Below are 26,105 nucleotides of genomic sequence, written 5' to 3' on the forward strand. Positions count from 1 at the left end.
CCCGGGCTTTTTTATGTTTGGGGAGCCGTATGCTTACCAAGAAACCGGAACATATTAATGAAAGATGCTGCTAAAATAGGCGTTTTGAACTTCGCTATTTGAAGAAGGTTGCTAGGAGGTACTTTTATGCGAGTGATGATGCTTTCCTGGGAGTTTCCTCCAAGAGTGGTCGGGGGACTGGCTATGCACGTGTACGATTTGTCTACATCGATGGTTCGACAAGGACTGGAGGTAACGGTCGTAACCTGCGGCGGGTCAGAGTCACTGGAGAGAGAGAGGGTTGAAGGAGTAGAAGTATTGCGCGTTCGCCCTTATGACTTGCCTACCGCTGACATCCTGGGCTGGTCACTTCAGTTGAACGTAGCTATCCTGGAAAGGGCCATAGACTATGTGAACCAGGAAGGAGAGGTGGATATAATACACGCTCACGACTGGTTGGTAGCATGCGCGGCTCGGGCGTTGAAACACGGCTACAGAATTCCTATGGTGGCTACTGTGCACGCTACCGAGTACGGGCGCAATAACGGGCTCCATAACCAGTTACAGAGAAGTATAAGTGACATCGAATGGTGGCTAACCTATGAAGCCTGGCGGGTCATATGTTGTTCTAGCTATATGGTCGATGAAGTGCGGCGGGTGTTTAATTTGCCTTCCGATAAAATACGTTTGATACCTAATGGGGTATACCCGGAAAGATTGCGGCAGAAGGAAGTGCCGACCGGTTTTAAAGATAGATGGGCCCTCCCTTACGAAAAGATAGTGTTTTTTGTGGGCAGGTTGGTGCCGGAAAAAGGGGTGCAAGTGCTTCTGGAGGCTGTGCCTAAAATTCTCGGGCATTGTCCTGAAGCAAAATTCGTTATCGCTGGAACCGGTCCTTTTCACGATTTCTTGCGACAAAAGGCAAACGACTTGGGTCTTGGGGATAAGGTCTGTTTCACAGGGTATATCAGTGAAGAGGACCGTGACCGGCTGTACCAGGTAGCCGATGTAGCGGTCTTTCCCAGTCTTTACGAACCGTTTGGCATAGTAGCTCTCGAGGCCATGGCTGCAGGAACCCCGGTTGTGGTTTCGGACAGCGGTGGGTTAGCGGAGATAGTAAAAAACAACGAAGACGGGCTGTGGGCTATAACCGGGTCAGCCAATTCCCTGGCGGACAGGGTGATAGAGATATTAACAAACCGAGATCTAGCCCAAAAACTTGCCCACAATGCAATTGAGAAGGTGTACGCCCAATATGACTGGAGGATAATCTCAGCTAAAACCGTGGAAGTGTACGAAGAAATTCTGAAAGAAAGCAAAAACAGCGGGTTTCGAGCTCCGCGCAAGTATGAATGGCCTTTTCGTCGGCAAAGCCTGGTTGCGAGGCGAGCCACAGACCCGGCACTCAGCTGACTGAAGTTGTAACATGACAGTAGGCTCCAAAACGCTAGTCAATAATCAAGATTTAAGCTGAGTGCCGGGTCAGCGGCGATTTCCAGTTTTTACGGGTTGGAAGGCACGATGACGTAGCTAGGTATTTCTACGTCGTAACGCAGCATAAGTTGAAACAGGTAGTCTGCAGAAACGGGCAACCGTACTACCATGTGGCGTGCTGTGCCTGCAGTGCGGTTAAGGGTCTTCATGAACCGTATTAGACTGTTATCCGAGGCGAACGTTAGCTCACGAGCATCGATAATTATGCTGCAACAGGCCTTACCCAAGGCGGCGGCAAAGGATTTAACAGCTTTGCTTGCCGCTGTTTCGTTTATTTTTCCAGTCATTTTAGCCAGGGCTTGAACCCCGTCCGTAAAAAGCTCGATTTTCGTCAGTTGGTGATGGATAACTTTGAAAATAGGTTGCTCTATTAGCGAGAAGGCGTCCCGCGACTCGGTTTCGCCGGGCTGGAGTAAGGTCTGGGCATAGTGCTTGTTTTCTCTCACCCATTTCCTTACCAGCCAGTAACCTACGGCGCGAAAGGCCACGGATCGCCATCCCGATACCTGGAAATTTGAAAAAAGGTTGCTTAAAGAGTAGAAACGCTTAAACGCTTCCTGGGTCTCGGCCTGCAATGAATAAGACGACATGCCTGCGGGGGTAAATACTACGTGATGGGCGTCATACAGGCTCCATTCGCGGGTAAAGATGCGCCCAGCAGCTTCCAACTCGGCAAAGGTTCTGGTCCCCGGCAAAGGGGTCAGTATCATGAACTGAACGGTGTCGATGTGGTTCTTAAGCGCAAAAGACACCGTTTCTTCAATGGTTTCCGCAGTGTCTTCATCGCTTCCAAAGACGAACATTCCGTGCACCATTATGCCGTAATCGTGAAAACGTTTAACGCAGTACTCGATGTCGGATACTTCCTGGCGCTTGTTATAGTTTTTCAAGGTTTTGGGATTGATGGACTCCATCCCCACGTATACGTAACCACATCCGCTATCCCGCATGAGCGAGAGGAGCTCATCATCCCGCGCGCTTTCAGTACGTACCTGAGCAAACCAGCGGCGGGGTCTGGCGTTCTTCTCAATCATTGCTCGCATTAAGGCTTTGGCCCGGGCCGGACTGGCTGTGAAGTTGTCATCGACGAAGAAGACCTGCTTGCCTTTATACTGTTCCAGTTCTTCTACAATAGATTCAATGCTACGACAACGCATCTTGTGGCCGAACATAGGGGTTACACTGCAGAAAGTACAATCGTAGGGACACCCGCGCGAAGTTACTACCGGGTACGTCGAAAGCCTATTTGCACCGAAAACGGATATGTGGGGAAAAGGTAAAGTCGCGATGTCAACCCAGTCTGGTGCCGGGTTGTGTATGACTTCCCCGTTATGGACAAAACTGATACCCGGCACCTCGAACGGTATTTCCCCTTGATTTAGGCATTGTACAAGAGCGGGGAACGTGTAATCTCCTTCCATCCGCACCACGTAATCACAATGCCCTAGGGCTTCTTCCGGCATGAAGCTGACATGCGGTCCGCCCATCACCACCGCTATGCCTTGGGAACGGGCGAAGTCCGCTAATCGGTAAGCATAAGGGGCGGTCGACGTGGTAGCAGATATTCCAACCAGCTGGGTGCCAGCCAGATCCGAAGCTTTCACATTGCGATAGGTACCGTAAACCAGGTTGACATGATGTCCTTGTTGTCTGAGAATGGTTCCTAGGATGGGCAGTCCCAAACGCGGCATCTTAACCGTGCTGAATACATGTTTGCCCGGGGGCTTGGGTTCAATCAAGGTAATGTTCAAAAGAAAAACCTCCTTTAAAAATCCAGGGAATCGAGGGTTAGAATTGGCTATAAGAGCCAAAGGATTGTTTGTAACACAAAAAGCTTAAAGCGCAGGCATTGCGGGATTTACGAAGGTAACGGTAACGCCCTGTAAAGGTCGGGGTCAGCAACTGCACTGCGGGAATTATGAAATTGCCTAATGTCTTTGACCTTTTACTTTCTTAATAATATTATCATGAAAGGGAAGGCTTTACAAATTCATTAGAAAACGTGCAAAAAGGGATGATTCTTAAATTGCACGATTTCCAATTTGCATGAAGGGCTGAATGGTTTTCATGGAAGGATTAGATTTGATAACGAGATTATACGGGCTGGCCTTGGTATGCATGTCTTTGCTGATATGGAGCTATGCTGTGTTGGTGGTGCCAGCGACCTGTCAATGGAAGAAACCCGGCGTGGGGTTCGTCGTGCCATTTGTGATAGGGGTGTTGGCCGTAGCCATGGGCAAAGGGACCGACATTACCTCGAGCTATATATTTGCCGAGGTTGCCGGGATGCTTGTTGTCGCCGGTTTAGCCGCGCTAGGAACCAGGTTGATGTACTCGCCGGAACTGGTGGCCGCTGTTTTGGGTAGTGCGGGCCTGTTTTCTTGGGTTTGGTTTTCTATGTCGTCGGTAAGGAGATTCTTGATATACCAAAATCCTCATTTTCTGTGGCTGCCGTTCGGGTGGCTTTTGCTCCTGGCTGCAATTCAGTTAGCACGAACAAGGAAGTGGCCGGATTGGGGAACTCCGACTGTCATACTTGCTGCCAGCTATCCAGGCTGGCTTTTTTTGTCGGGGAACAGGCTATTTTTACCGATTTTTCTGAAAACGCTCGGATTGGTATGGCTTTTTGCTTGCATGTATCGTGAGGCTGTTCGTGTAAGCCAGGCTGAGCTTCAGCAAGCTCGCACGGTTCTCGAGGACTTTGAAAGAGCGGTAGGCAGGGAAGTGAAGCTGAGGATGTTAGAACTGGAGAGGGCCAAGCAAAGGCTGGCCGATAAGGCCTCAACCGACGCGTTGACCGGCGCCTTGAACAAGAAAGCTTTATTGCAGGAGATTGATTCGCTGCTGGTGGCCCGAGATAGAGATGTTTTTTGCCTACTAATGTTTGATATTGACGAATTCAAGCAGTTGAACGATAAGCTGGGTCATGTGGCGGGGGACATGGCTTTAAAACGGCTGTCTCGGATAGTAAAGTCTTCCATTCGAGAAGGTGACATTTTCGGACGTTACGGCGGAGACGAGTTCATAGTGGTGCTTCCCCACACGCCGTTGAGTGATGCCCGGCTGATTGCGGAGCGTATAAGGCAAAGGGTGGAAAACGACAAGACCGGCCCTCCCATAACTCTTTCGATGGGATTGGCTGCTTATCCGCTGGATGGAGAAACGGGAGTCGCCTTGGTGAAAGCGGCAGACGACGGGTTGTATCTCTCAAAAAGCAAAGGCCGCAATCGGGTCTCTCATGTGCGGACAGAGCAAAACGAGCAGTAGAAACGTAAAAAAAAAGGGCGGTTCTGAGATGGCATGCCACGCCATATCAGAACCGCCCCTTTTTTTGCACTTGTATTATTTGACCGGGGAGCGTGCATATTACTGGTTAAGGATTGCCGGTTCGGACCTGGTCTGTATGTGCCAACTTCCACCTTCAAGAACGACAAGGAGGAATAAGGGATGAAAGCGGTGGTCATGGCTGGAGGGGAAGGAACACGTTTGCGGCCCTTAACTTGTAACTTGCCTAAACCTATGGTGCCGGTAATGAACAAACCGGTTATGGAATACGCGCTTCGGCTTCTGCGGGAAATCGGGATAACCGAGATTGCGGTGACTTTACAATACTTGCCTGAACACATCAAGGCATACTTCGGAGATGGCAGCGAATGGGGGGTCAACCTTCACTACTACGAAGAGGAGACTGCACTGGGAACGGCCGGGAGCGTTAAGAACGCAGAGGATTTCTTGGATGAAACCTTCATCGTTGTGAGCGGGGACGCTTTAACCGACTTCGCTTTGGGCGAAGCCGTTGAATTTCACCGTTCGAGAAAAGCCCTGGCAACCCTAGTGCTGACTCGGGTTGAGTCTCCGCTTGAGTACGGCCTGGTGCTAACCGAACCGTCAGGAGCCGTAGCTCGTTTCTTAGAAAAGCCTTCGTGGGGCGAGGTGTTCAGCGACACGGTGAACACTGGAATATACATTTTGGAACCGGAAATCCTTCAGTACATCCCACCGGACACGGTCTTCGATTTTTCGCGAGAGCTTTTTCCAAAGTTGCTACGTGACAAACAAGGGATTTTCGGGTGCGTGCTCAGTGGCTATTGGTGTGACATTGGGAACTGTGACATGTATTACCAGGTACACCTCGACATCCTTGACGGCAAGGTAAAAATCGAGATCGACGGTAGCCGCCAGGGGCTTGTGTGGATAGGGTCTGGGGCCTTTGTGTCGCCGGAGGCAGTGGTTCAGGGGCCATCTTACATCGGTCCAGGCTCGGAAATAAGGCCGGGAGCTTTTTTGGGGCCTTATTCGGTGTTAGGTGAGGGATGTCTGGTAGACAGGGGGGCTTCGGTCAAGAGGACGATAACCGGTAAAGGATGTTATTTGGGACCGCAAGCCGAGGTGAGGGGCGCAATTCTCGGGCGGGGGGTAAACATTCAAACCAAAGCCGGGGTATTTGAAGGGGCGGTAATCGGGGACCACTCTAAGGTAGGAGCCCAGGCTATGGTCAAGCCAGGGGTAAAGATTTGGCCACACAAACATATTGAAGAAGGAAGAAGCGTTTTGGAAAGCGTGGTATGGTCAGGCCGGGTGACCCGGAACCTATTCGGGATTGGGGGAATCAAGGGCAAAATCAACGAGGAGTTAACTCCTGAAAACACCGCACGTATCGGCAGGGCCTTGGGAACGTATCTTCCTACCGGAGCGAGGGTGGTGGTAGGAACTGATTCGATTTCTGCCAGTCAGTTATTGAAAGATGCACTGACGAGCGGGCTCTCGGCTACCGGAGTAGAGGTCGCAGATGCCGGCCGGTGTTTGCTGCCGGTTTTGCGGTATGCGGCTCACAGCTTTCAGACCAACTGTGGGGTGTACTGTCGGGTTCTGGGGCCAGACGGGCATATGGCGAACCTGGTTGTGGTGAACGAGAACGGAGCGGATCTACCTAAGCGCGAAGAGCGTAAGGTCGAAAACATCTGGAACCGGGAAGAGTTCAGACAGGTACCGCCAGAAAGGATAAGAGAAAAAACCGTCTTGCCTGCCATTTCTTCTTCATACACCTCGGCGATGCTGGCCAAGGTCAACGGGGATCGTATCAAACGCCGCAGGTTTTCGGTCGAGCTGGCGGCCGAGAATCCATATTTGTCTGGCACGATGGCTGAAATCCTGGACCAGCTGGGTTGCCGGGTGAATCGAGTCGATGGCCGGGCCAAGATGATGGACGGAGATTCTAGCCCTCTCGAGACGGGGATGGCGTTAAGCCAGTTGCGACGCAGGTTGTGCGAAAAAAACTTCGGGATAGGGTTGTATCTTTACGATGGGGGGCAGAAGCTGGCCTTGGTAGATCGGCAGGGGCGGGTGATTAAAGAAGAGGAGTATATTGCTTTACTTGTAAATCTGTTTGGCCGCTGTTTTCAAACTGTATACATTCCGCTCTATCTACCGCAGGCAGTAGAAAACTCGCTTCGTGGTTCTGGACAAAAAGTGATACGAACCAAGTCTAGCCCCGACAGTCTGATGGAAGCCATGCTAAAAGGAGGAGAAATTGAGCAGTTCTGCCTCTACGCTGACGGCTTGTATGCTGCTATGAAGATACTCGAACACCTCGCAAATCATGATAGAGAACTGGAGGATGAGATAGAGGTTTTGCCGGTTTTGAATTACCACAAGCGAGAAACCAGGGTAGCATGGGAACATAAGGGAAGGGTAATCAGAAGGCTGGCGGAAGAAAAAGGGCTGGGATTGACCGATGATCACTTGGAGGGGGTGCGCCTCGAAAACCCAGATGGCTGGACCCTGGTACTTCCGGATGATGAGAGACCGGTATGCCGCATATACTCGGAAGCTTTTTCCCAGGAAGTAGCCGAGGCCTTAACCGATTTCTATGAGCAAAAGATAAAGGAAATATGCTCCGAAGACGTAACCACTGATGTACACTGACCCGGCACTCAGCTCTGCTCTTGATTAGCGACTAGCGTTTTCGGAACCTGCTCTCATGTTACAGCTTCAGTCAGCTGAGTGCCGGAGCTCGTCATACGTCGCTTCGCCCGGCTAACACTCCTCCACAGTCGCATTTTCATTCTCTAGTGGTGACTCGGATGAGAGTCATAAAGGTCTGTGTGTATCTGTGGCTACACTTACGAAGCAGCGTCAAAAAGAATGGAGGGAAGAAAATGCCTGAAATGAGACAGAATCCGGTAAATGGACAGTGGGTAGTGATAGCGGCGGAAAGGGCGATGAGACCCCAGGATTTTCCGGCCACGCGCGAGGAACCGCGGGTATCAGACTGCCCTTTTTGCGGGGGGAGGGAAGAAGAGACTCCTCCCGAAATATGGGCCTACCGCCAAGCAGGGACCGATAGAGACGCCCCGGGCTGGTGGGTGAGGACAGTACCGAACAAATACCCGGCTTTGGTTCCTGACGGGATTTTGGCTGAACATAATGAAGGGGTTTATAGTCGCATGACCGGTATCGGGGCTCACGAGGTAATCATCGAGACGCCGCGTCACCAGGTTCATTTTCACGAACACCCGGTTGGCCAGGTAGAGGAAATAATTAGGATGTGGCGGGACCGTTATTGTGATCTGGCTAGGGACTACCGGATAAAGTATATTCAGGTATTCAAGAACCACGGAAGAGAAGGCGGTGCTTCCATAGAACACACTCACTGCCAGCTCATAGCCACCCCGGTAGTTCCCAAGTCAGTGATGGATGAAGTTGTTCACGGGATTGAGCGGTACCGTCAAACCACTGGTAGGTGCGTATTCTGCGATATGATGGTCCAGGAACAGGCTGCGCAAGACCGCCTGGTGCTCGAAGCCGAGCATTTTTTGGCCTTTTGCCCATTTGCTTCTCGTTTTCCGTTTGAAACTTGGATACTGCCCAAGCATCACAAAACCGATTTTGGAGCCATATCGGAGGATGAGATAAAGAGCTTGGCCTGGATCCTGCGCGAAACTTTTACCCGTTTGGCTCAGGTCCTAAACAACCCTCCCTACAACTTGATACTGCATTCCTCTCCGGTTAACATTCCCTGGGATCCGGGGTACCACTGGCATTTGGAGATACTGCCCCGCTTGACCAGAGTTGCTGGGTTTGAGATGGGGACCGATTACTACATTAATCCTACTCCGCCAGAAATGGCGGCTAAGATACTGCGCGAGACAATTGAGGATCTGGGCCCTTCGCATTAAACCCGTCCCTGGCTGGGGAAAGAAGAAAGAAGGTAGATTGATGAAAATACTGATGGCTGCTTCCGAGATGGTCCCGTTTGCCAAGACCGGAGGTTTGGCGGACGTAATCGGATCCCTACCCAAGGCCTTACAACGGTTGGGACACGACGTCAGGGTGGTGATCCCGAATTACAAACAGATCAGCGGAGGGCGGTACGTTACCGATTTGCCGGTCCCCATGGACGGACATTTAGAGACCGCTATTGTAAGGCAAACGGCAATAAGGTCTGGAGAAACGGAAGTACCGATCTATCTGGTCAACAATTACCGCTACTTTTACCGCGATTATATTTACGGCTATGTTGATGAGGGAGAAAGATTCAATTTCTTCTGCAAGAGCATCTTGGCTATGCTACCTTACCTGGAATTTAGACCTGACGTAATTCACTGTAACGACTGGCATACCGGTTTGTTGCCGCTGTTCTTAAAGATACGTTTTTCGGGCGAGCCTTTCTTTGAGACGATGGCCACGGTGTTTACGATTCACAATCTCCAGTACCAAGGAAGGTTCCCGCGGGCCATATTGAAGCCATTGGGACTGGGCGACGAGTTTTTTACTCCGGAAGAGCTGGAATTCTACGGCGAAGTCAATTTTATGAAAGGCGGGCTTCTGTACGCCGATGTGATAAACACAGTCAGCCCGAAGTATGCCATGGAAATACAGACCCCGGAGTTGGGCGAAGGACTCGACGGGTTACTGCGCAAAAGGGCTCTGGATCTTTACGGGATTATCAACGGCATCGATTACGAGGAATTCAATCCCGCTACCGACAAAAGGATATACGTGAACTATGACGAGAATTCATTAGAGAGAAAGAAACTGAACAAGTACGAGTTGCAGAAGGAATTGGGGTTGGAAGTGTGTGACCGTCCGCTTTTGGGCATAATCAGCCGCCTGGTCGGGCAAAAAGGTTTAGACCTGGTAGCAGAAACGGTAGAACCCGTTCTGGCAGGTGGAGCCCAGATGGTCTTGCTCGGCACCGGCGAGGACCACCTTGAAAAAACCTTTGCCGACCTTCAGCTCCGGCATCCCGGACGAATGTCGGTTAACCTCGGGTTTAATTCGGTTTTAGCCCAAAAGATATACGCTGGTGCAGACATATTTCTGATGCCATCCCGGTTCGAGCCATGCGGATTAGGGCAGCTAATAAGCCTGGCCTACGGCACCATCCCCGTGGTAAGGGCGACCGGGGGCTTGAGCGATACTATCCAGGACTATGATCCCTCAACCGGCGAAGGTAACGGGTTTTCTTTTTCCTCTTATTCAGCGGAAGCTCTGCTTGCGGCTATAAACAGAGCTATTAACCTTTATCGCGATGACCGGCCAGCGTGGTTAAACCTGATGCGCCGGGGCATGAAGATGGACTTCTCCTGGAACCATTCCGCCATTAAATATGTGCAGCTGTACGAAAAAGCTGTGAGCCGCCGCCAGCAGCGCATTACGAGGGCGGTGTGAAAAGCGTTGGGACTTGTAAGCTTCTGAATACAAACTAAAAAGAGGATGAGGCAATCGACTCGACCAAGAAAAACAATAAGCTTAAAATTAGAGACAAGGAACAGGCGAATGTTTGTTCCTTTTTCTTTTGCCAGGATGAGGTGGGTACCGTAAAATTATTTTGTAGGGAGATTAATTTCAACAAAGCAGCGTGGATCTTTGGTCATACAATAGGAATCGGGAGGAGGGTGAAAGCATGACTTTGCGGTTTGTAATCGGCAGGGCGGGAGCTGGGAAAACCACTTACTGCCTGGAGGAGATACAAAAGGAGCTCCAGGACCGCCCTTTGGGGCCCAGTATTATCATCCTCGTCCCTGAACAGAGCACTTTCCAGATGGAGCAAAAGCTTACCGGGCTACCGGGGCTGGAAGGGTCTTTTCGGGCTCAGGTTTACAGCTTCCGTAGGTTGGCCTGGCGGGTTTTGCAGGAAACAGGAGGGGCTAACCGCCCGTTTCTGGGTGATAACGGCAAGAGGATGGTGCTCTGCCGCCTCCTGGAGGAAAATCGGCACCGGCTGAAGGCTTTCGCCCGGGTAGCGAAGCAGCCGGGTTTTTACGACCGGCTGGCCCAGGCCATAGGTGAGCTTAAGGCTTATCACGTTAAGCCGGAGGACCTGCAACAGGTGCTGGCCTCTTGGCAGGGGGAGTCGCTGGCCAAAGACAAGCTGGCGGACCTTCTCGTGATTTATCGAGGTTTTCAGCAGGTTTTGGAAGGAAGGCTGATTGATCCGGACGATTATCTCGATTTTTGTGCCCGGAAGATCGGGGAATCGCAGACATGCCAGGGCAGCGAGGTATGGGTCGACGGTTTTAAGGGATTTACGCCCCAGGAATACGAGGTTCTGGTTTCGCTTTTGAAAACCTCGAGCCGGGTGAACTTCTTGCTATGTCTAGACCCCGGGGCTTTGACAAAGACCGTGAAGCGGGAAGAAGTCTTTTTCTGCACTTACAATACATACACCCGTCTTTTGCAAATCGCCAACCGGGCAGGGGTTGAGGTGGAGCCGGCCTTAATTCTAGGCGAGAACGGACTCCCGAGGTTCAGGGAGAACGAGGCCTTGGCCCATCTCGAACGCGAGTTTCCGGCCTGGCCCGGCCGCGTTTTCTCCGGGAAAGTTCAGGGGCTGAAGCTGGTAGCCGCAGAGGACCGGCGGGCGGAAGTCGAGGCCGTGGCCCGCGAGATACTCGCTTTATGCCGGGAACGGGAATACCGCTTTCGGGATATCGCGGTTCTGGTCCGTGACCTGTCCATATACGGAGAACTGGTGCCCCAGGTTTTCCAGGTATATGGGCTACCCTGCTTTGTCGACTCCAGAAGGCCGGTTACCAGTTACCCCTTGATCGAGCTCGTCAGGTCGGCCTTGGAGGTGGTGCTGTCCGGGTGGTCTTACGAGGCGGTTTTCCGCTTCCTGAAAACGGACCTGGTTCCGGTTTCCCGCGAAGAGGTGGACGAGCTCGAGAACTACGTCTTGGCTCACGGAATAAAGGGGTCGAGGTGGGCCGATGGCAAGCTCTGGGCATACCGGCGGCGGTACTCGCTAGGCGAAGAAGACCCCGAAGAAACGGCGGACCTTGCGCGCATAAACAGAATTCGGGAAAAGGCGGTAGCAGCCCTGGCATGGTTTGAGGAACAGGTCAAAAACAGCCCGACTGCTGGATCGGTGACCAGGGCTCTCTACCTGTTATTGGAACAACTTGGGGTACGGAAAGAGCTGGAGGCTTGGAGCAGGGCGGCCGAAGCCGAGGGGAGGCTCGAGGAGGCGGCGGAACACGCCGAGGTCTATAACCAGTTTCTGGGCCTGCTGGATGAAATGGTTGACGCCCTGGAAGATTACCCAGTATCACTGGAGGAGTACCTGCGCGTTCTGGATGCGGGTTTAGGGGGGCTGACGCTTGGTCTGATACCTCCTGGGCTAGACCAGGTCTTTGTGGGTTCACTCGAACGCTCGCGGCCTTCGGAGGTGAAGGCGGCTTTCATCTTAGGGGTCAATGACGGGGTGCTGCCGCAACCGCCCCGGCGGGATGGTCTCTTGAGCGAGAAAGAACGGGCCGAGTTGGCAATCTTCGGGGTAGAGCTGGCCCCAGGGAGACAAGAGCGGCTGTTCGAGGAGCAGTTTTTGGTTTATACTGGCCTGACCAGGGCGAGCGAATACTTGTGGGTCAGCTACCCTCGGGCTGATGAAGAAGGCAGAGCGATGAACGCTTCTCCCGTCATCGATAGGCTAAGAGAGGTGTTCCCAAGCATCGAGGTCGCGACGGTTTCCCTGGAACCTCCTGGGGGGGCGGGCGACCTCGCGTATGTGGCGGTTCCCGGCAGGGCCCTTTCTTTTTTGGCGGCGAGGCTGCGGGAGGCCGGAAGCCTGGGGGCACTGGACCCGGTGTGGGCCGGTGCGTACAAATGGTTGAAAAAGAATCATACCCAGGCTTTGCACCGGGTGCTGGAAGGGTTCTTTTACCGGAATGAAGAACAACCGCTGGGGGGGGATTTGGCGCAGAGGCTCTACGGTTATCCCCTCCACCTGAGCGTGAGCCAGCTGGAGCAGTTTGCGTCGTGTCCTTTCGCTTATTTCATAAGGTACGGTTTGCGAGCTAAGGAAAAGGAGACCGCTAAGATAAGGCCGGCAGACCTGGGGACTTTTTTCCATGACGCCCTGAAGAGGTTTGTGGAAGAAGTTAAAATTCGGAGGCTTGCCTGGGAAACCGTAGGCCGGGACGAATGCCGGGAACTGGCAGACGAGATAGTCTCGGAGATGGTAACCGCGATGGAGTCGGAGATGCAAACCTTGAGCGAGCGGCGGCGTTATCTCGTAAGCAAGCTGAAGGAAATTGTGGAAGTATCAGCCTGGGCCGTGGCCGAACACTTAGCTTGCGGCGATTTCAGGCCTGTAGGGCTAGAACTGGAGATAGGGAGGAACGGGATTCCACCGCTTGTGGTGGACGATGGTGACGTAAAACTGAAACTGGTGGGGAAGGTAGACCGGGTAGACGCCGCCCCTAACGGAGAAGGGGTTTACCTGCGGGTCATAGATTACAAGTCGGGTTCGACCGGCTTCAAGCTGGACGAAGTGTATTACGGTCTCCGCCTGCAGCTTATCGCCTACCTGGACGCGGTGGTCGAGAACGCCGCTGTTCTGTGGGGGAAAGAAGCGGTCCCGGCGGGGGTTTTTTACTTCGAGGTCAAGAACCCTCTTATACAGGGGAATGTGGACGGGCCAGAAAAAGCGGAGCTCGAGGTGCTCAAATCCTTCAGGCTAAAAGGATTGGTTCTGGCGGAGGGGGAAGCGGTAGAGCTTATGCACCGGGGACTGGCTGGCAATTCCCACGTTATACCGGTAGGTGTGAAAAAGGATGGAAGCTTCACCGCCCGCTCCAAGGTAGTTTTGAGGGAGCAGTTCGAGTGGCTGAGACGGCATTTCCGGGATATGGCCAAAAGAAGAGGCCAGAGGATACTGGCAGGAGAAATCGCGGTAAGCCCGTTTGCCAAAGGGAATCGTACGGCTTGTGACTACTGCGGGCTCAAGGCTGTTTGCCGGTTCGACGTGGCTTGCGGGGACTCGTACCGGGTGTGGGATAGCCTGGAGGAAGCGATGGTCTGGCAGAACCTCAAGCGGAACCAAGGGGGCAAAATAGATGGAGAATAGTGCTTGGTCGAGTGAACAGCTTGATGCGATTAACTGGCGGGGAGGGAACCTTTTGGTTTCGGCGGCGGCCGGAACCGGAAAAACGGCGGTACTGGTCGGGCGTATTATGGGCCACCTCAAGGACCCGGTAAACCCTATCGACATCAACCGGTTGCTGGTCGTAACTTATACGAATGCTGCTGCTGCGGAAATGAGAGAAAGGATAAGGGCAGAACTGGCAAGTGAGATCAGCCGTAACCCGGAATCGATGCATCTTCGGCGCCAGATGATTCTTTTGAACGACGCCTGCATCGCCACTATGCACTCCTTTTGCCTGGACGTGGTGAGGGAACACTTCTATATGGTCGGATTGGACCCTGCATTTCGCCTAGCTGACGAGACCGAGGCCGAACTCCTGCAACTGGAGGTGCTGGAGGCTTTGCTGGAAGAAAAGTACGCGGGAGGAGATGCTAGCTTTTTTGCTCTGGTCGACCTTTACGGAGGGGAGCGGGACGACGAGGGCTTAAAGGAACTGGTTTTGAAGCTTTTCCGCTTCTCCCGCAGCTTGCCCTGTCCTGGAGATTGGTTGAGACAGGTTGCGGGGGAATGGGCGAAACAGGTGGAGTCCATAGACGCGTACGCGTGGTGCGAAGAATTGAAGCAGGGTATCGGCCTGGAGATCGGCGGTTGTATCGAGGAGATAAAAAGGGCCATCGCCCTTTGCCTCAAGCCCGGAGGGCCGGTAGCTTATATTGACAACCTTAAGCAAGACCTCAAGATGCTCGGCAGCTTGTCCTCTTTGTGTAAGAGAAGCTGGGCCGAATTGGGAGAGGGGTTTGACGGCGCGTCTTTTGCCGGTCTGAAGCCGCTGCGCAAGAAGGACGGGATCCGCTCCGAGCTACAGGAACAGGTAAAGACCATCCGGGATCAGGTGAAAAAACGGATCGATTCCATCCGTAAAACCGTCTTCAGCAGGACCCCCGAGCAGCAGGCGAACGATATGCGCAGGATGGCCCCGGTAGTCGAGGCTCTGATCGGCCTAGTGAGCGAATTCGGCGAAAGGTACCGGGGGGCCAAGGAGCGGCGGTCGGTGCTTGACTTCAGCGACCTCGAACACTATTGTTTGAGGATTTTGTCGAGAGAGGATGAAGGGTGTGACAGGTTTACCCCGTCATCGATCGCATTGGAGTTCAGAGAGAGGTTCGTAGAAATCTTGGTCGACGAATACCAGGACATTAACGCGGTACAGGAGGCGATTCTTAACCTGATATCGAAGCAAGAAGCGAAAAGATCCAGTATTTTCATGGTCGGGGACGTAAAACAGAGTATCTATCGTTTCCGGTTGGCCGAACCCGGGCTTTTCCTAGAAAAATACCACCGCTACCCACGGCAAGCCGACAATGGAGAGCGGCGAATAGACTTGAAGCAGAACTACCGCAGCCGGGACAGGGTGATAGAAGCCGTGAATTACCTCTTCGGCCAGATCATGGCTCCGGGGGTGGCTGAGATGAAATATGGTGGTGAATCAGAACTGGTCCCGGGGTCTGTCTACCCGGACTCGGATGACGGTAAGGATCTCGGCACCGAACCAGTTCAACTGGTGATTGTCGATGCGGCTGGGGATGGGGTAGAACCCGGGGACGACAGCCTGGAGGAGCAGTGGGACGACGATGGGGTGTTTTCAGGGTCAGAGGAACAGGGGGACAATCGGGTGCTCTTCAACCAGGCCCAGCTCGAAGCCAGGCTGGTAGCGGCGGAAATAGAGAGGTTGCGTAAGGAAGGCGTGAAGGTGTGGGACCGGGAAGCCGGGGACTACCGCCCGCTGTGTTTTCGCGACATCGCCGTTTTGCTGCGAACGACCCGCGGGGCAGCCCAGGCTTTCGTAGAAGAGCTTCGACGAGCAGGTATACCGGCCTACGCCCAGGTTGATACCGGGTACTTCGATGCCATTGAGGTAAAAACCGTATTATCTTTACTAAACATCATCGATAACCCCCGGCAGGACATTCCACTCCTGGCGGTTCTGCGCTCGCCGATTGGGGGATTCAACGCGGCGGAACTGGCGGAGATCAGGGTACACCTCCCCGAGGGCAGTTTCTACGAGGCGGCGGTTAGGGTGGCGGGTAAAGGCGACAACCCTGTAGGGAAAAAGCTCCAGGAGTTTTTCCGTAAACTGGAGGGGTGGCGTACCGTGGCCCGGAGAAGAGGGACCAAGGAACTTCTCTGGAACTTGTTCGAGGATACCGGTTACTACGATTACGCAGGGGCCATGCCAGGCGGTAAGCAGAGACAGGCCAACCTGCGGCTGCTCGAAACCTGGGCAGCGCGGTATGAAAACTCTTCTTTCACGGGGTTGTTTCACTTCCTGCGGTTCGTGGAGAGAATGCAGGAAAACGGCTGGGAAATGGGAACCGCAGCGGTGACCGCCGAGAACGATGATGCCGTACGGGTGGTCAGTATTCACCGGAGCAAGGGATTGGAGTTTCCGTTAGTTTTCGTGGCTGGCTTGGGACGGATGTTCAATTTTGCCGACCTCAGGGGCAAGGTGCTGGTTCACCGGAAGCTGGGAATCGGACTGGAGTTCGTGGACCGCGATCTTGCCGTGACCTACCCTACCCTGGCGAAACTGGCGGTGAAGAACAGGATCAGGCGGGAGATGCTGGCGGAAGAGATGCGGCTTCTGTATGTGGCCATGACCCGGGCCAGGGAAAAGCTGGTTCTGGTAGGAACGGTGAAGAACCTGAACAAGAGTGCTGGGGAGTGGTGCCGTGCTGCCAGTACCGGGGCGGACACTCTACCCGAAGCGGTTTTAGCTCGAGCCAGGTGCTACCTGGATTGGATAGCTCCGGCAGCAGTCAGACAGGCAGGTGGATTAGAGCTATGGCAGCGGGCGGGCGAAGAGAACGGGCAGCAGGAGGGAGAAGTGTATTTTGACGTAAGGGTGGTGAAGGCGAGCGAGCTCGAAGAGCGGGCGGCTACTGCCCCAAGGCCCAAAGACGATGACTCCTTGTTTACGACGGGGGAAGGAGTCGAGCTGGCAGCCGGGGATGGCCTGGGCGAGGTGGAACGCAGACTATCGTGGCGCTATCCGTGGGAAAAGGCTTTAGGGAAGAAGGCCAAATTCTCGGTTACCGAAGCCCGAAACATTTTTGCCGCTTCCGGAGAATGGTACGGGCCAGAAGAGGAGATGCGTAGGACCGATTTCGTTTCTCATCCCCGGTTCTACCGCAAGACCGGGGGCATTACCGCCGCCGAGCGGGGGAGCATAATGCACCTGGTGCTGCAGCACGTTGACCCGGCTAAAGCGGGAGATGTCACGGGGGTAAAACGGGAATTGGAAGAGATGGTCGCCAGGGAGATCCTGGGTCCAGACCAGATCGAGGTCGTCGATATCGATGCCATCGCGGGCTTGTTTGCGGGAGAACTGGGACGGCGTATAGTGCGAGCCGGAGAAGCGGTCTTACGGGAGCTGCCTTTCAGCCTGTCCTTACCCGCGGAAGAACTGTACTCGGGTGAGCTTTGCGGGTACGGCGAACGGGTCCTGGTGCAGGGGGTTATCGACTGCCTCCTGGATGAAGGTGATGGTTTTGTACTCATCGACTACAAAACCGACGAACTGCGACCGGGACGGGTGGAAGAATTGGTGGCAAAGTACCGGCCTCAGGTTGATCTCTACGCCCTGGCGGTTGAACGGATACTGAAGAAGCCGGTCAAAAAAAAGTACCTGTATTTCCTGTCCGGTGGTCTGGCGGTCAAGATTTGAGCAGACCTCCATGACACCTGGTGGTGACACTCTTAAGTGTCATAGAGGTTTGTGGCTAGATTTTCGGGAAGATTTTAGCAGGGGTGGCGTATTTCATCTGTTAGGAGGGGTGTTCTTGAGGTTTTTACATACAGCCGATTGGCACCTGGGGCGGATTTTTTACGGGGTTCACCTGACTGATGACCAGGCGTATGTTCTGGATGAACTGGTCAGGCTAGTGAAGGATACTGAGCCGGACGTGGTTTTAATCGCGGGGGATGTCTACGACCGGGCGGTGCCGCCGATCGAGGCGGTAAAGCTCCTGGACGATGTTCTAACCCGGCTGGTTATGGAGTGCGGGGTTCAGGTGATTCTGGTGGCGGGTAACCACGACAGCCCTGAAAGGCTGGGATTTGCCGGACGGCTACTGGTCACCCGGGGGTTACATATCGTGGGCAAGCCCAGAAATGATGCACAGCCTCTGGTGATTTACGATCAGTGGGGACCGGTTTATTTCTGCCCCATTCCCTATGCCGAGCCGCCGGTGATCCAGGAACGGTTCGGGATGCAAGAGGTAGGTAATCATGAGCAGGCCATGAAGGCCGTAGTTTCCCAAATGGTCAGCCGTCTTCCCCGGGGCGCAAGATCGGTTGCGGTAGCCCATGCGTTTGTGGCCGGGGCAGAGGCGAGCGAATCGGAGAGACCGTTGGCCGTCGGGACAGCAGGAACCGTGAGCCGGGAATGTTTCTTGACTTTTAACTACACCGCTCTGGGCCACCTTCACCGGCCGCAGTCGGCAGGTGGTGATAGCATCCGCTACTCGGGGTCTCTTTTGAAGTACTCGTTCGCCGAGGCTTCTCACCGCAAATCCGTAAGCTTGGTGGAGTTAGACGGGGAGGGGAACGTAACCCTGGAAGAGATACCTTTGTCTCCCCGGCGAGATGTCCGGTGCTTGGAAGGGTACCTGGCCGACCTTTTAAAGGGACCTCACGGTGGAGGTTCTTGCCACGATTACCTCATGATTACCCTCAACGATGAAGGGGCGATTCTCGATGCCATGGGCAGGCTGCGAGAAGTTTACCCGAATCTCCTTCACGTCGACCGACCCCACCTTGTTCCGCGAGCGGAGAATATCCGCCCGTCAACAGACCACCGCAAAATGACGGTCTTAGATCTTTTTTCATCGTTTTTCGAGCAAGTGACCTCCCGACCGCTGGCGCAAGAAGAGTCGAAGGCCTTCGCCCGAGTGGTTGAGGATTGGGGGCGAAAGGAGCGGGAAACGGAATGAAACCGATCAAGATAATCGTGACCGCTTTTGGACCTTATGCCGGCACTCAGGTTGTGGACTTTAATGAACTGGGTGGACATTCCCTGTTTCTGGTTCACGGTCCTACCGGGGCCGGGAAAACCACGGTTCTCGATGCCATTTGTTTTGCCCTCTACGGTGAAACAACCAGTACGGGACGCGACGGTAAAAACATGCGCAGCCATCATTGTTCCCTCGGGGAAGAAACCAAGGTTGTTTTCGAGTTTGCCTTGGGAGACGGGGTTTACAAAGTGGAACGCTGGCCGGAACAGGAACGTCCCAGGCAACGGGGGCAGGGGACGAGGGTTCAGCCGGCAGCGGCGACGCTTTATCAGAAAGGGGTGTCATGTCAGGACGGGGAGTGGGCGGTTCTGGCATCTGGGGTAAATGCGGTAAACGAAAAAGTGGAAAGCCTTTTGGGTTTTACCGCCGCCGAGTTTCGCCAGGTGGTAGTCTTACCCCAGGGCGAGTTTCGCAAACTGTTAACGGCGAGTTCCCGGGAGCGCCAGGATATCCTCCAGACCCTCTTTCACATCGACAACTACGGCCGCATAGAGGAAGCCCTGCGGGAGTCCGCTGCGGAGGCCAAAAAACAAGTAGAAAAACTTTCTCAGCAGCGGAGTCTGATTCTGCAGGCAGCCGAAGCCCGGGACGCACAAGAATTGGAAGCAAGACGTCATCGGAGCGAGATGGAGCTGAAAGAGGTAGCCGAGGCCCTGGGAAAGGCCGCGGAGGAAGTTAAACGGAGGCAGCTGGTTCTAAACGAGGCCCAAAAGGTCGAGGAAAAAATTAAGGAAAAAGAAGAAGCGGAGACTGCTTGGATCCAACTCGAATCGCAAAGGGCTCAAATGGAGGCGGCGAAACGCGAGTTGGAACAGGCCAGAAGAGCGGCAGCCTTGGTCGATTTGGAGGAAGCGGTGCTATCGCGCCGAAAGGAGGCTGCCCGGCTAAAACAGGCAGTGGAAAAAAGCGATCGGGAGCTTAAAACCGCGAGGGAAAAGAAACAGTCGGCAGACCAGGCCTTGAAGAGCCACTTGGAACAGGAACCGGAAAGGGAAGATCTCCGGCAGAAACTGGGCTGGCTTCGAGACTTACTGGAGAAGATAGAGCTTCTCCAAAACGCGCGCCAGGCCGAAAACCAAGCCTTTGCAGTTTTGAAGAAAGCAGAGGTGCGGTGGGACCAAGTCCAAAAGAAGGTTGCCGATATCGAAACCAGGCGGGAAGAGGTTATGAAAGCGCGCTTGGCGGCCTTAGAAGTGGCAGCAGAGGCTGGGGCTCGCGAAAAACAGTACCGGGACTGGGAAGAAAACCTACAGCGCCGCCAGCGGCTGGAAGAGTTGAGGCAGGAGCTGTCCTCTGTCCAAGAAAGCTATCAAACAGCAGAGCTGGCTCTTAGCCAAGCCCAGGAAGGTCTGAATCGGGCCCGGGGACGCTACAAAGAGGTGCAGGACAGTTGGGTGCGGGCCCAGGCGGTTGTCCTCGCTAACCAGCTGGTTCCCGGAAGGCCCTGCCCGGTTTGCGGATCAGTTGAGCACCCGGCGCCGGCTCAGGCGGCAGGTGAATTTCAGGGAGAAGATGCGTTGAGAGCCGCCGAAAGAGAATGGCAGCGGGCTGAGACGGGTTTCCAACGGGCGCTCAAAGAATTCAATTCCAGTTCTGCCCAAAAGAACACGGCTGAAAACAGGGTTCGGGATCTCGAAGCCGAGCTGGGGAACGTGGCGAAAACAGACATCCAGAGGCTTCAGGCCCGAGTTGTCGAGGCCAGACGCCTCTGGCAAGAAGCGCTCAAGGCCTCTCGGGACGCCGGAAGTTTGGCCTCGGAACTCCAAGAGCTGGAAAGGCAGGCGGGACAGGCTAAAGAAGAGGCATCTCGGATCGAAAAGGAGGTGAAAGATGCGCAGGCGAAGTGGGAAACGGCTCGGGCGGTTCGGGAGGAGAGAGAAGCCGGGGTTCCGCCTGAGCTGAGGGAGAAACCTGTCATCGAAGCCGAAATCAGATCGGTTCAAACAAGGCTGAAAAGCCTGAACGATGCCTTAGAAAACGCCAGAAAAGATGCGGAAGAAGCGGGAAGGGCTGCGGCTCGTGCGGAAGCAATGCTACAAGGATTAACTAATGAATTGGAAAGAACCGATACTCGGCTAAGAGAGGAGGAAACCCGTTTCTATTCACGCTTGCAAGAAAACGGGTTTCCCGACTTGCATTCATACCACCATGCTCGGAAAGCCCTCGAAGAAATCGCCGAAATGGAGCAAGCAGTCAGCCAGTTCGAGCGAGCATTGCATACGGCCAAAGAGCGTTACGAGCGGGCCCGGAGGGCAGCAGAGGGGTTGCCCCCTCCAGATTTGCCAGCACTGGCGGCCGAACTAGAAATAGCCCGCAATAGGTGGGAACAACTGGAGACCAAAAAAATAGAACTGGAGAACGGTATCAGGGCCGACCAGAAATGGCTTAAGGCTTTGCTCAAGGTAGACGAAAAGCTGGAAAAAGCCGAAGCCGAATACGGGGTATTAGGTCGCCTGGCAGATGTGGCCAGCGGGAAAAACAGCCTCGGCCTTAGCTTCCGGAGGTTTGTACTAGGTGCTTTGCTGGACGATGTAGCCCTGGCCGCCAGCGAGAGGTTGAAGGTTATGAGCCGGGGACGTTACCAACTACGGAGGACGGTAGAGCGTACGAGAGCGCGGGGAGCTGCAGGATTGGACCTGGTTATATTCGATGCCTATACCGGACTGGAACGATCGGCAGCCACCCTGTCCGGAGGAGAAAGCTTTCTTGCTGCCTTATCCCTGGCCTTGGGTTTGGCCGACGTGGTAGAAAGCTATGCCGGGGGTATTCGGCTGGATACCATTTTCGTGGATGAAGGCTTTGGCAGCCTCGATCCGGAGACCCTGGACCTGGCTATGGATGCTCTAATCGACCTTCAACTATCTGGACGCCTGGTAGGTATCATTTCGCATGTACCGGAATTGAAGGAGAGGATTCCAGCCCGGCTCGAGATACGGCCTACAGAAAAAGGCAGCACCGCCCGGTTCGTGGTCGGCTAAAAGCATAAAGGCCCGCAAGCCTACCAGACGAACCGTGGATTACAGGGTATCATTACCGACAGCCTGTAACCCAACTTGCGGGCCAACTTGAGCCGAAGGGATAACAGATACCCGGGATTTACTCTGTTTAACAGGAAAAGGATTTATCCTTTTACAGGGACCTTTTCCTGTGAGGCTCTGCCTGCTTGATCCCTTCAGCTACCCTTAGTATGTCCCCTTATCGCGGAGTAATTCGTTTTTCTTAACGAAAACATCCAGGAAAATCATGGAAAAGAATGCTTGACATTCTTCGGTAAACGCGCACATTCGGATTCAATATATTAATTAATAAAAGAATAAGTCTGCGTCAATCAGCGTCTAATTTTATATGAAATAGAAAGACCCGCAAGCCATCTATATCAAACCGGTTATAACCGGATTTGAAGGGTTTCTACCGAGTAGAAGGCAGCTTGCGGGCCTTTAAGAACCCGACTCCTGATGGCCATAAGGAATAGCGAACCGTGTCAAGTTACGCCAGACCTGGATTTACAAATCCCTGATGCCTCGAGTCGGGTTCTAGCTCTATTATTCCCCTGAAACCCAACGCTATACTCAGTTACCCGGCCAGCTGTTAACAGTTGCTTCACGAATAATACCGGCAACGAGAAAATAGATTTTCAGTAAAAAGGGTACGAGGGGGGATAAATTATGAAAACAAGAAAGCGGTTGTTGTGGTTGATGGCCTGGGTTTTGTTCTTTTCCCTGGCGTTTCCGACGACCGCATGGGGCGCGGTGGTGGATGTTGAAGCCGATTCATACGTGCTGATGGACGCAGATTCCGGCAAGGTATTGTTAGCGAAAAACGAGCACAAGCGACTTCCACCGGCCAGTATGACCAAGCTGATGACCCTAATTTTGGCTATGGAAGATCTATACAAAGGGAAAGTAGATTTAAAGGAGAAAGTGGTAGCCAGCGAAAACGCTTGGAAGCTCGGAGGGTCGCAGATTTACCTGGAACCTGGCGAAGAGATGACCTTTGAAGACATGGTGATAGCCATCGCGGTAGGGTCGGCCAACGATGCCTGCGTGGCGGTAGCCGAACACTTGGACGGCAGTCACGAGGAGTTTGTTAAGAGGATGAACGCCAAAGCCAAAGAATTGAGGTTGAAAGACACGCATTTCGTCAATGCTTACGGGTTACCTGATCCCGATCACTATTCTAGTGCCTACGACTTGGCGCTTATGGCCAGGTATGCCTTGTGTTATCCCAAACTCCTCGAGTTCACTTCCATCAAGGAATACAACCTGCGCCAAGGCGAGTTCAAGCTCTACAACACGAACAAACTCCTTTGGCATTATCCAGGTACTGATGGTTTCAAGACAGGTTGGACTAATGAGGCCAAGTTTTGCTTGGTATCCACGGCGAAACGTAACGGGCTGCGTCTTATTTGTGTAGTTATGGCTTCCCCCCAAAAAGGAGGAAATTTTCGGGATTCGATGAAGCTGTTTAATTACGGCTTTGCTAAGTATGCTTACCGTAGTTTCTTTGCACCGCAAAGCCAGTGCGGGCTGGTAAGTGTAGGCAAGGGAACCAACGACAGGGTCGAGGCCATATGCACGCAGGAGGTGGGTGCCAGTTGTTTGAAAGGTGAAGAAAAGAATATTACTTACAAAAGAAGCCTGGTGGACTATATCGATGCCCCGGTCAAGAAAGGTCAGAAGCTGGGAGAAATAAAAGTGTACAATTCGGGACGTTTGGTAAAGACTGTAGATTTAGTCGCATACCGGGATGTTGAGCGGTGTGGCATATGGAAGGAGATAACAAAAGCCATGAGCAAAATATTTTGTTTGTAATACCATTTAATGGAAGGAATTATTCTTAGATTTGGCGAAAGAAACAGGTGTAACCTCAACCGAGGTGCGGCAGCTATGCTTGCCGCGCTTTGGCATTGGAGCCGGGAGGGACAAGTTGTGCGGTTGGAGCTAAAGGTAATCAAAGATACTCTTTTGGTTCAAATAGGAGGTGAGCTCGATATACTGGCAGCGGATCGAATCCGGCAGGAGATAGACAGAGTTATGCAGGCCCGAAAAATTCAGAAACTGATACTGGACCTGGAAGAAATTTCTTTTATGGACAGTGCAGGTTTAGGAGTGATACTGGGGAGGTATAAGAAGATTTCGGCAGTGGGAGGAAAGATGTATATAGTCAGAGCGCATCCCGGCATCCGAAAAATTCTTGAACTGGCGGGCGTGCATAAGCTCGTGACTCTATGCCAGGACGAAAAAGAGATTATCAGCTTGTAGACAAGGGGAGGTGTTCCGGCGATCAAGCCGGGAAAGATGAAGCTCAAGAATTACGTTAGACTGGAGTTTTGGAGTTTGCCCGAAAACGTGGCTTGGGCCCGTACCTGCGCCGCTGCCCTGGTAGCTCAACTAGATTGCACCTTGGAAGAGCTGGAGGAAGTAAAGCTGGTGGTGTCCGAGGCGGTTACAAACTGCATCATTCACGGTTACGAAAATCAAAGAGATGGGAGAATTGTTGTCGAACTTGCTCTATACGAGGAACGGGTGTTGGAGGTGGCCGTGATTGACTATGGCCGGGGCATAGAGGACTTAGAAAAGGCTATGCAAGCAGGTTATTCCTCGGACCCTGAGCGGACCGGAATGGGATTTGTCTTTATGAGGTCGTTCACGGACCACCTGGAAGTCGATTCTGCTCCAGGAAAAGGAACCAAGGTAAAGATGGTAAGGGACTTTGGGCAGCGAGATAGGCAAGCCCTGGCCTGAGGGGAAGAGCGATGAAGAATCGCACCGAGATTGATCAAGACAGGATGGAGGCTCTCCTCAAGGCTGCACAGGCAGGAGACCGGGACGCGGAAGAAGCGGTGTTTCAGAGTAACCTGGGTTTAGTATATATGGCTTTGGAAAGGTTTAAGAACACCCCATACGACTTTGAGGATCTTTTTCAAATCGGTGCTATCGGGTTACTCAAGGCCATTGCTAGGTTCGATTTTGGTTACGGGGTAAAGTTTTCGACCTATGCTGTACCGATGATCATCGGGGAATTGAAACGCTACCTGAGAGATGATGGGATATTGAAAGTCCAGCGGAGTATCAAAGAGATCTACTATCGGGTCAAGTCGGCCCAGGATGACTTGCGAAGAGAGTTCGGAAAAGAACCGACGATCGGCGAAATAGCAGAACGGCTGGGGCTAGAATTAAATGACGTGGTAATGGCGGTAGAAGCGTGCCAGCCCCCGACATACATATACAACTTGTTGCCTGGAGACGAGAAAGAACAACCTCTTCCCCTGATCAGCAAGGTTAGTGACCGAGAGGGGACAGAGGACTTATTGGAAAAAGTGGCCTTGAAAGAGGCGGTTATGCGATTGGATCCCAGGGAAAGGGAGGTTATCGTTCGCCGGTTTTTCAAAGACGAAACGCAGTCGGCCATAGCCGAAGATTTGGGTATATCGCAGGTACAGGTTTCGCGGCTTGAGAAAAGAGCTCTGAAAAAACTAAGGGGTTTACTCGATTCAATTTAATAGCCGTTCTTTATGTGTCTCTTATTTAAGTTAGCGAGGAGTTGAGTGACGGAACTCTTCGTGTTGTTTTCCTACCTAATCCCTCCCTGGTCGCACCTTCTCGGCACAATTAGTGCAAATCTGCGTTAATCTGTGTCAATCAGTGGTTTATAGCCCTTATAGCTTGTATAATAGCGGGTTTTTGTTCGCATAATACCCATGTAAAGGGTGGGTGAAATCATGGTTGACCAGAGTGAACAGGCCAAGGTGCAGAAAATCGACGCTTTGGAGTATGACGAGATGGTGAAGCAAATAAAGCCCAAGCCCACGGTGTTAAAAAACAGCGTGTGGGCTTTTGTGGTTGGCGGGTTAATCTGTACCATTGGGCAAGGACTGCTCGAGTTGTTCAAAGCCACCGGGCTGGACGCCCGCGAAGCTGGAGCCGCGACCTCCGTGGTGCTTATAGGGATGGGGGCCATTTTAACCGGACTCGGGGTTTACGACGAGCTGGGCAAAAGGGCCGGAGCCGGTTCTATCGTGCCTATTACAGGGTTTGCGAACAGCATAGTGGCAGCGGCCATGGAATTTAAAAGAGAAGGTTACGTGCTCGGGGTGGGGGCGAGGATGTTCCAGGTCGCCGGGCCGGTACTGGTTTATGGAATTACTACGGGTGTTCTAATAGGATTGGTAGCTTACTTGTTTAAATAGA

Annotated in this window: 15 protein-coding genes; 14 read left to right on the forward strand and 1 reads right to left on the reverse strand. The window is 53.1% G+C overall.

Annotation, left to right across the window (positions count from 1 at the left end; translation table 11 throughout):
* The first annotated feature begins 126 nt into the window (after nucleotides 1-126).
* Complete coding sequence (locus SLIP_RS02500; protein WP_013174700.1) at nucleotides 127-1,392, forward strand: glycosyltransferase family 4 protein; 1,266 nt, start codon at nucleotides 127-129, stop codon at nucleotides 1,390-1,392.
* An 89-nt stretch (nucleotides 1,393-1,481) separates the two neighbouring features.
* Here the strand turns inward: SLIP_RS02500 and SLIP_RS02505 are convergent, their stop codons facing one another.
* Nucleotides 1,482-3,224: a B12-binding domain-containing radical SAM protein gene (locus SLIP_RS02505; protein WP_013174701.1), complete on the reverse strand. Its 1,743-nt coding sequence runs from the start codon at nucleotides 3,222-3,224 to the stop codon at nucleotides 1,482-1,484.
* Between the two features lie 331 nt (nucleotides 3,225-3,555).
* Between SLIP_RS02505 and SLIP_RS11930 the strand changes: the two genes are divergently transcribed.
* The 13 genes from SLIP_RS11930 (at nucleotide 3,556) to spoVAC (ending at nucleotide 26,104) form a co-directional block, all read left to right on the forward strand.
* Nucleotides 3,556-4,740 carry a GGDEF domain-containing protein gene (locus SLIP_RS11930; RefSeq protein WP_169303742.1) on the forward strand — a complete coding sequence of 395 codons (1,185 nt, stop codon included), beginning with the start codon at nucleotides 3,556-3,558 and terminating at the stop codon, nucleotides 4,738-4,740.
* A gap of 180 nt (nucleotides 4,741-4,920) precedes the next feature.
* Nucleotides 4,921-7,398 carry a sugar phosphate nucleotidyltransferase gene (locus SLIP_RS02515; protein WP_013174703.1) on the forward strand — a complete coding sequence of 826 codons (2,478 nt, stop codon included), beginning with the start codon at nucleotides 4,921-4,923 and terminating at the stop codon, nucleotides 7,396-7,398.
* 233 nt (nucleotides 7,399-7,631) lie between these two features.
* On the forward strand, nucleotides 7,632-8,651 hold the full coding sequence (gene galT, locus SLIP_RS02520) for a galactose-1-phosphate uridylyltransferase (protein WP_013174704.1): 1,020 nt from the start codon (nucleotides 7,632-7,634) through the stop codon (nucleotides 8,649-8,651).
* A 40-nt stretch (nucleotides 8,652-8,691) separates the two neighbouring features.
* Nucleotides 8,692-10,146, forward strand: a complete 1,455-nt coding sequence (gene glgA / locus SLIP_RS02525) for a glycogen synthase GlgA (protein ID WP_013174705.1) — start codon at nucleotides 8,692-8,694, stop codon at nucleotides 10,144-10,146.
* Nucleotides 10,147-10,381: 235 nt separating this feature from the next.
* Nucleotides 10,382-13,825 (forward strand): helicase-exonuclease AddAB subunit AddB, encoded by a 3,444-nt coding sequence (addB, locus tag SLIP_RS02530; protein ID WP_013174706.1) that lies wholly within the window; start codon nucleotides 10,382-10,384, stop codon nucleotides 13,823-13,825.
* The gene (gene addA / locus SLIP_RS02535; protein ID WP_013174707.1) at nucleotides 13,815-17,567 is read left to right on the forward strand and encodes a helicase-exonuclease AddAB subunit AddA; all 3,753 of its coding nucleotides are present in this window, start codon (nucleotides 13,815-13,817) and stop codon (nucleotides 17,565-17,567) included. Before addB ends, addA begins: the two co-directional genes overlap by 11 nt.
* A gap of 109 nt (nucleotides 17,568-17,676) precedes the next feature.
* Nucleotides 17,677-18,834: an exonuclease SbcCD subunit D gene (locus tag SLIP_RS02540; RefSeq protein WP_423218574.1), complete on the forward strand. Its 1,158-nt coding sequence runs from the start codon at nucleotides 17,677-17,679 to the stop codon at nucleotides 18,832-18,834.
* The gene (locus SLIP_RS02545; protein ID WP_013174709.1) at nucleotides 18,831-21,893 is read left to right on the forward strand and encodes an AAA family ATPase; all 3,063 of its coding nucleotides are present in this window, start codon (nucleotides 18,831-18,833) and stop codon (nucleotides 21,891-21,893) included. Before SLIP_RS02540 ends, SLIP_RS02545 begins: the two co-directional genes overlap by 4 nt.
* Nucleotides 21,894-22,580: 687 nt before the next feature.
* Nucleotides 22,581-23,726, forward strand: a complete 1,146-nt coding sequence (locus SLIP_RS02550) for a D-alanyl-D-alanine carboxypeptidase family protein (RefSeq protein ID WP_013174710.1) — start codon at nucleotides 22,581-22,583, stop codon at nucleotides 23,724-23,726.
* A 117-nt stretch (nucleotides 23,727-23,843) separates the two neighbouring features.
* Entirely contained in the window at nucleotides 23,844-24,176 is a 333-nt protein-coding gene (gene spoIIAA, locus SLIP_RS02555; protein ID WP_013174711.1) for an anti-sigma F factor antagonist, read from the forward strand.
* Between the two features lie 36 nt (nucleotides 24,177-24,212).
* Entirely contained in the window at nucleotides 24,213-24,659 is a 447-nt protein-coding gene (spoIIAB, locus tag SLIP_RS02560; protein ID WP_013174712.1) for an anti-sigma F factor, read from the forward strand.
* Nucleotides 24,660-24,670: 11 nt separating this feature from the next.
* The gene (locus SLIP_RS02565; protein WP_013174713.1) at nucleotides 24,671-25,417 is read left to right on the forward strand and encodes a SigB/SigF/SigG family RNA polymerase sigma factor; all 747 of its coding nucleotides are present in this window, start codon (nucleotides 24,671-24,673) and stop codon (nucleotides 25,415-25,417) included.
* 219 nt (nucleotides 25,418-25,636) lie between these two features.
* Nucleotides 25,637-26,104 carry a stage V sporulation protein AC gene (gene spoVAC, locus SLIP_RS02570; protein WP_013174714.1) on the forward strand — a complete coding sequence of 156 codons (468 nt, stop codon included), beginning with the start codon at nucleotides 25,637-25,639 and terminating at the stop codon, nucleotides 26,102-26,104.
* Nucleotide 26,105 lies beyond the last annotated feature (1 nt).

The organism is Syntrophothermus lipocalidus DSM 12680 (genome assembly GCF_000092405.1).
Taxonomy (GTDB): domain Bacteria; phylum Bacillota; class Syntrophomonadia; order Syntrophomonadales; family Syntrophothermaceae; genus Syntrophothermus; species Syntrophothermus lipocalidus.

Excerpts from the sequence above, each read along its gene's own strand:
- SLIP_RS02500 (WP_013174700.1), top strand. The coding sequence starts at position 127 with ATGCGAGTGATGATGCTTTCCTGGGAGTTTCCTCCAAGAGTGGTCGGG.
- SLIP_RS02515 (WP_013174703.1), top strand. The coding sequence starts at position 4,921 with ATGAAAGCGGTGGTCATGGCTGGAGGGGAAGGAACACGTTTGCGGCCC.
- galT (WP_013174704.1), top strand. The coding sequence starts at position 7,632 with ATGCCTGAAATGAGACAGAATCCGGTAAATGGACAGTGGGTAGTGATA.
- glgA (WP_013174705.1), top strand. The coding sequence starts at position 8,692 with ATGAAAATACTGATGGCTGCTTCCGAGATGGTCCCGTTTGCCAAGACC.
- addB (WP_013174706.1), top strand. The coding sequence starts at position 10,382 with ATGACTTTGCGGTTTGTAATCGGCAGGGCGGGAGCTGGGAAAACCACT.
- addA (WP_013174707.1), top strand. The coding sequence starts at position 13,815 with ATGGAGAATAGTGCTTGGTCGAGTGAACAGCTTGATGCGATTAACTGG.
- SLIP_RS02545 (WP_013174709.1), top strand. The coding sequence starts at position 18,831 with ATGAAACCGATCAAGATAATCGTGACCGCTTTTGGACCTTATGCCGGC.
- SLIP_RS02550 (WP_013174710.1), top strand. The coding sequence starts at position 22,581 with ATGAAAACAAGAAAGCGGTTGTTGTGGTTGATGGCCTGGGTTTTGTTC.
- spoIIAB (WP_013174712.1), top strand. The coding sequence starts at position 24,213 with ATGAAGCTCAAGAATTACGTTAGACTGGAGTTTTGGAGTTTGCCCGAA.
- SLIP_RS02565 (WP_013174713.1), top strand. The coding sequence starts at position 24,671 with ATGAAGAATCGCACCGAGATTGATCAAGACAGGATGGAGGCTCTCCTC.
- spoVAC (WP_013174714.1), top strand. The coding sequence starts at position 25,637 with ATGGTTGACCAGAGTGAACAGGCCAAGGTGCAGAAAATCGACGCTTTG.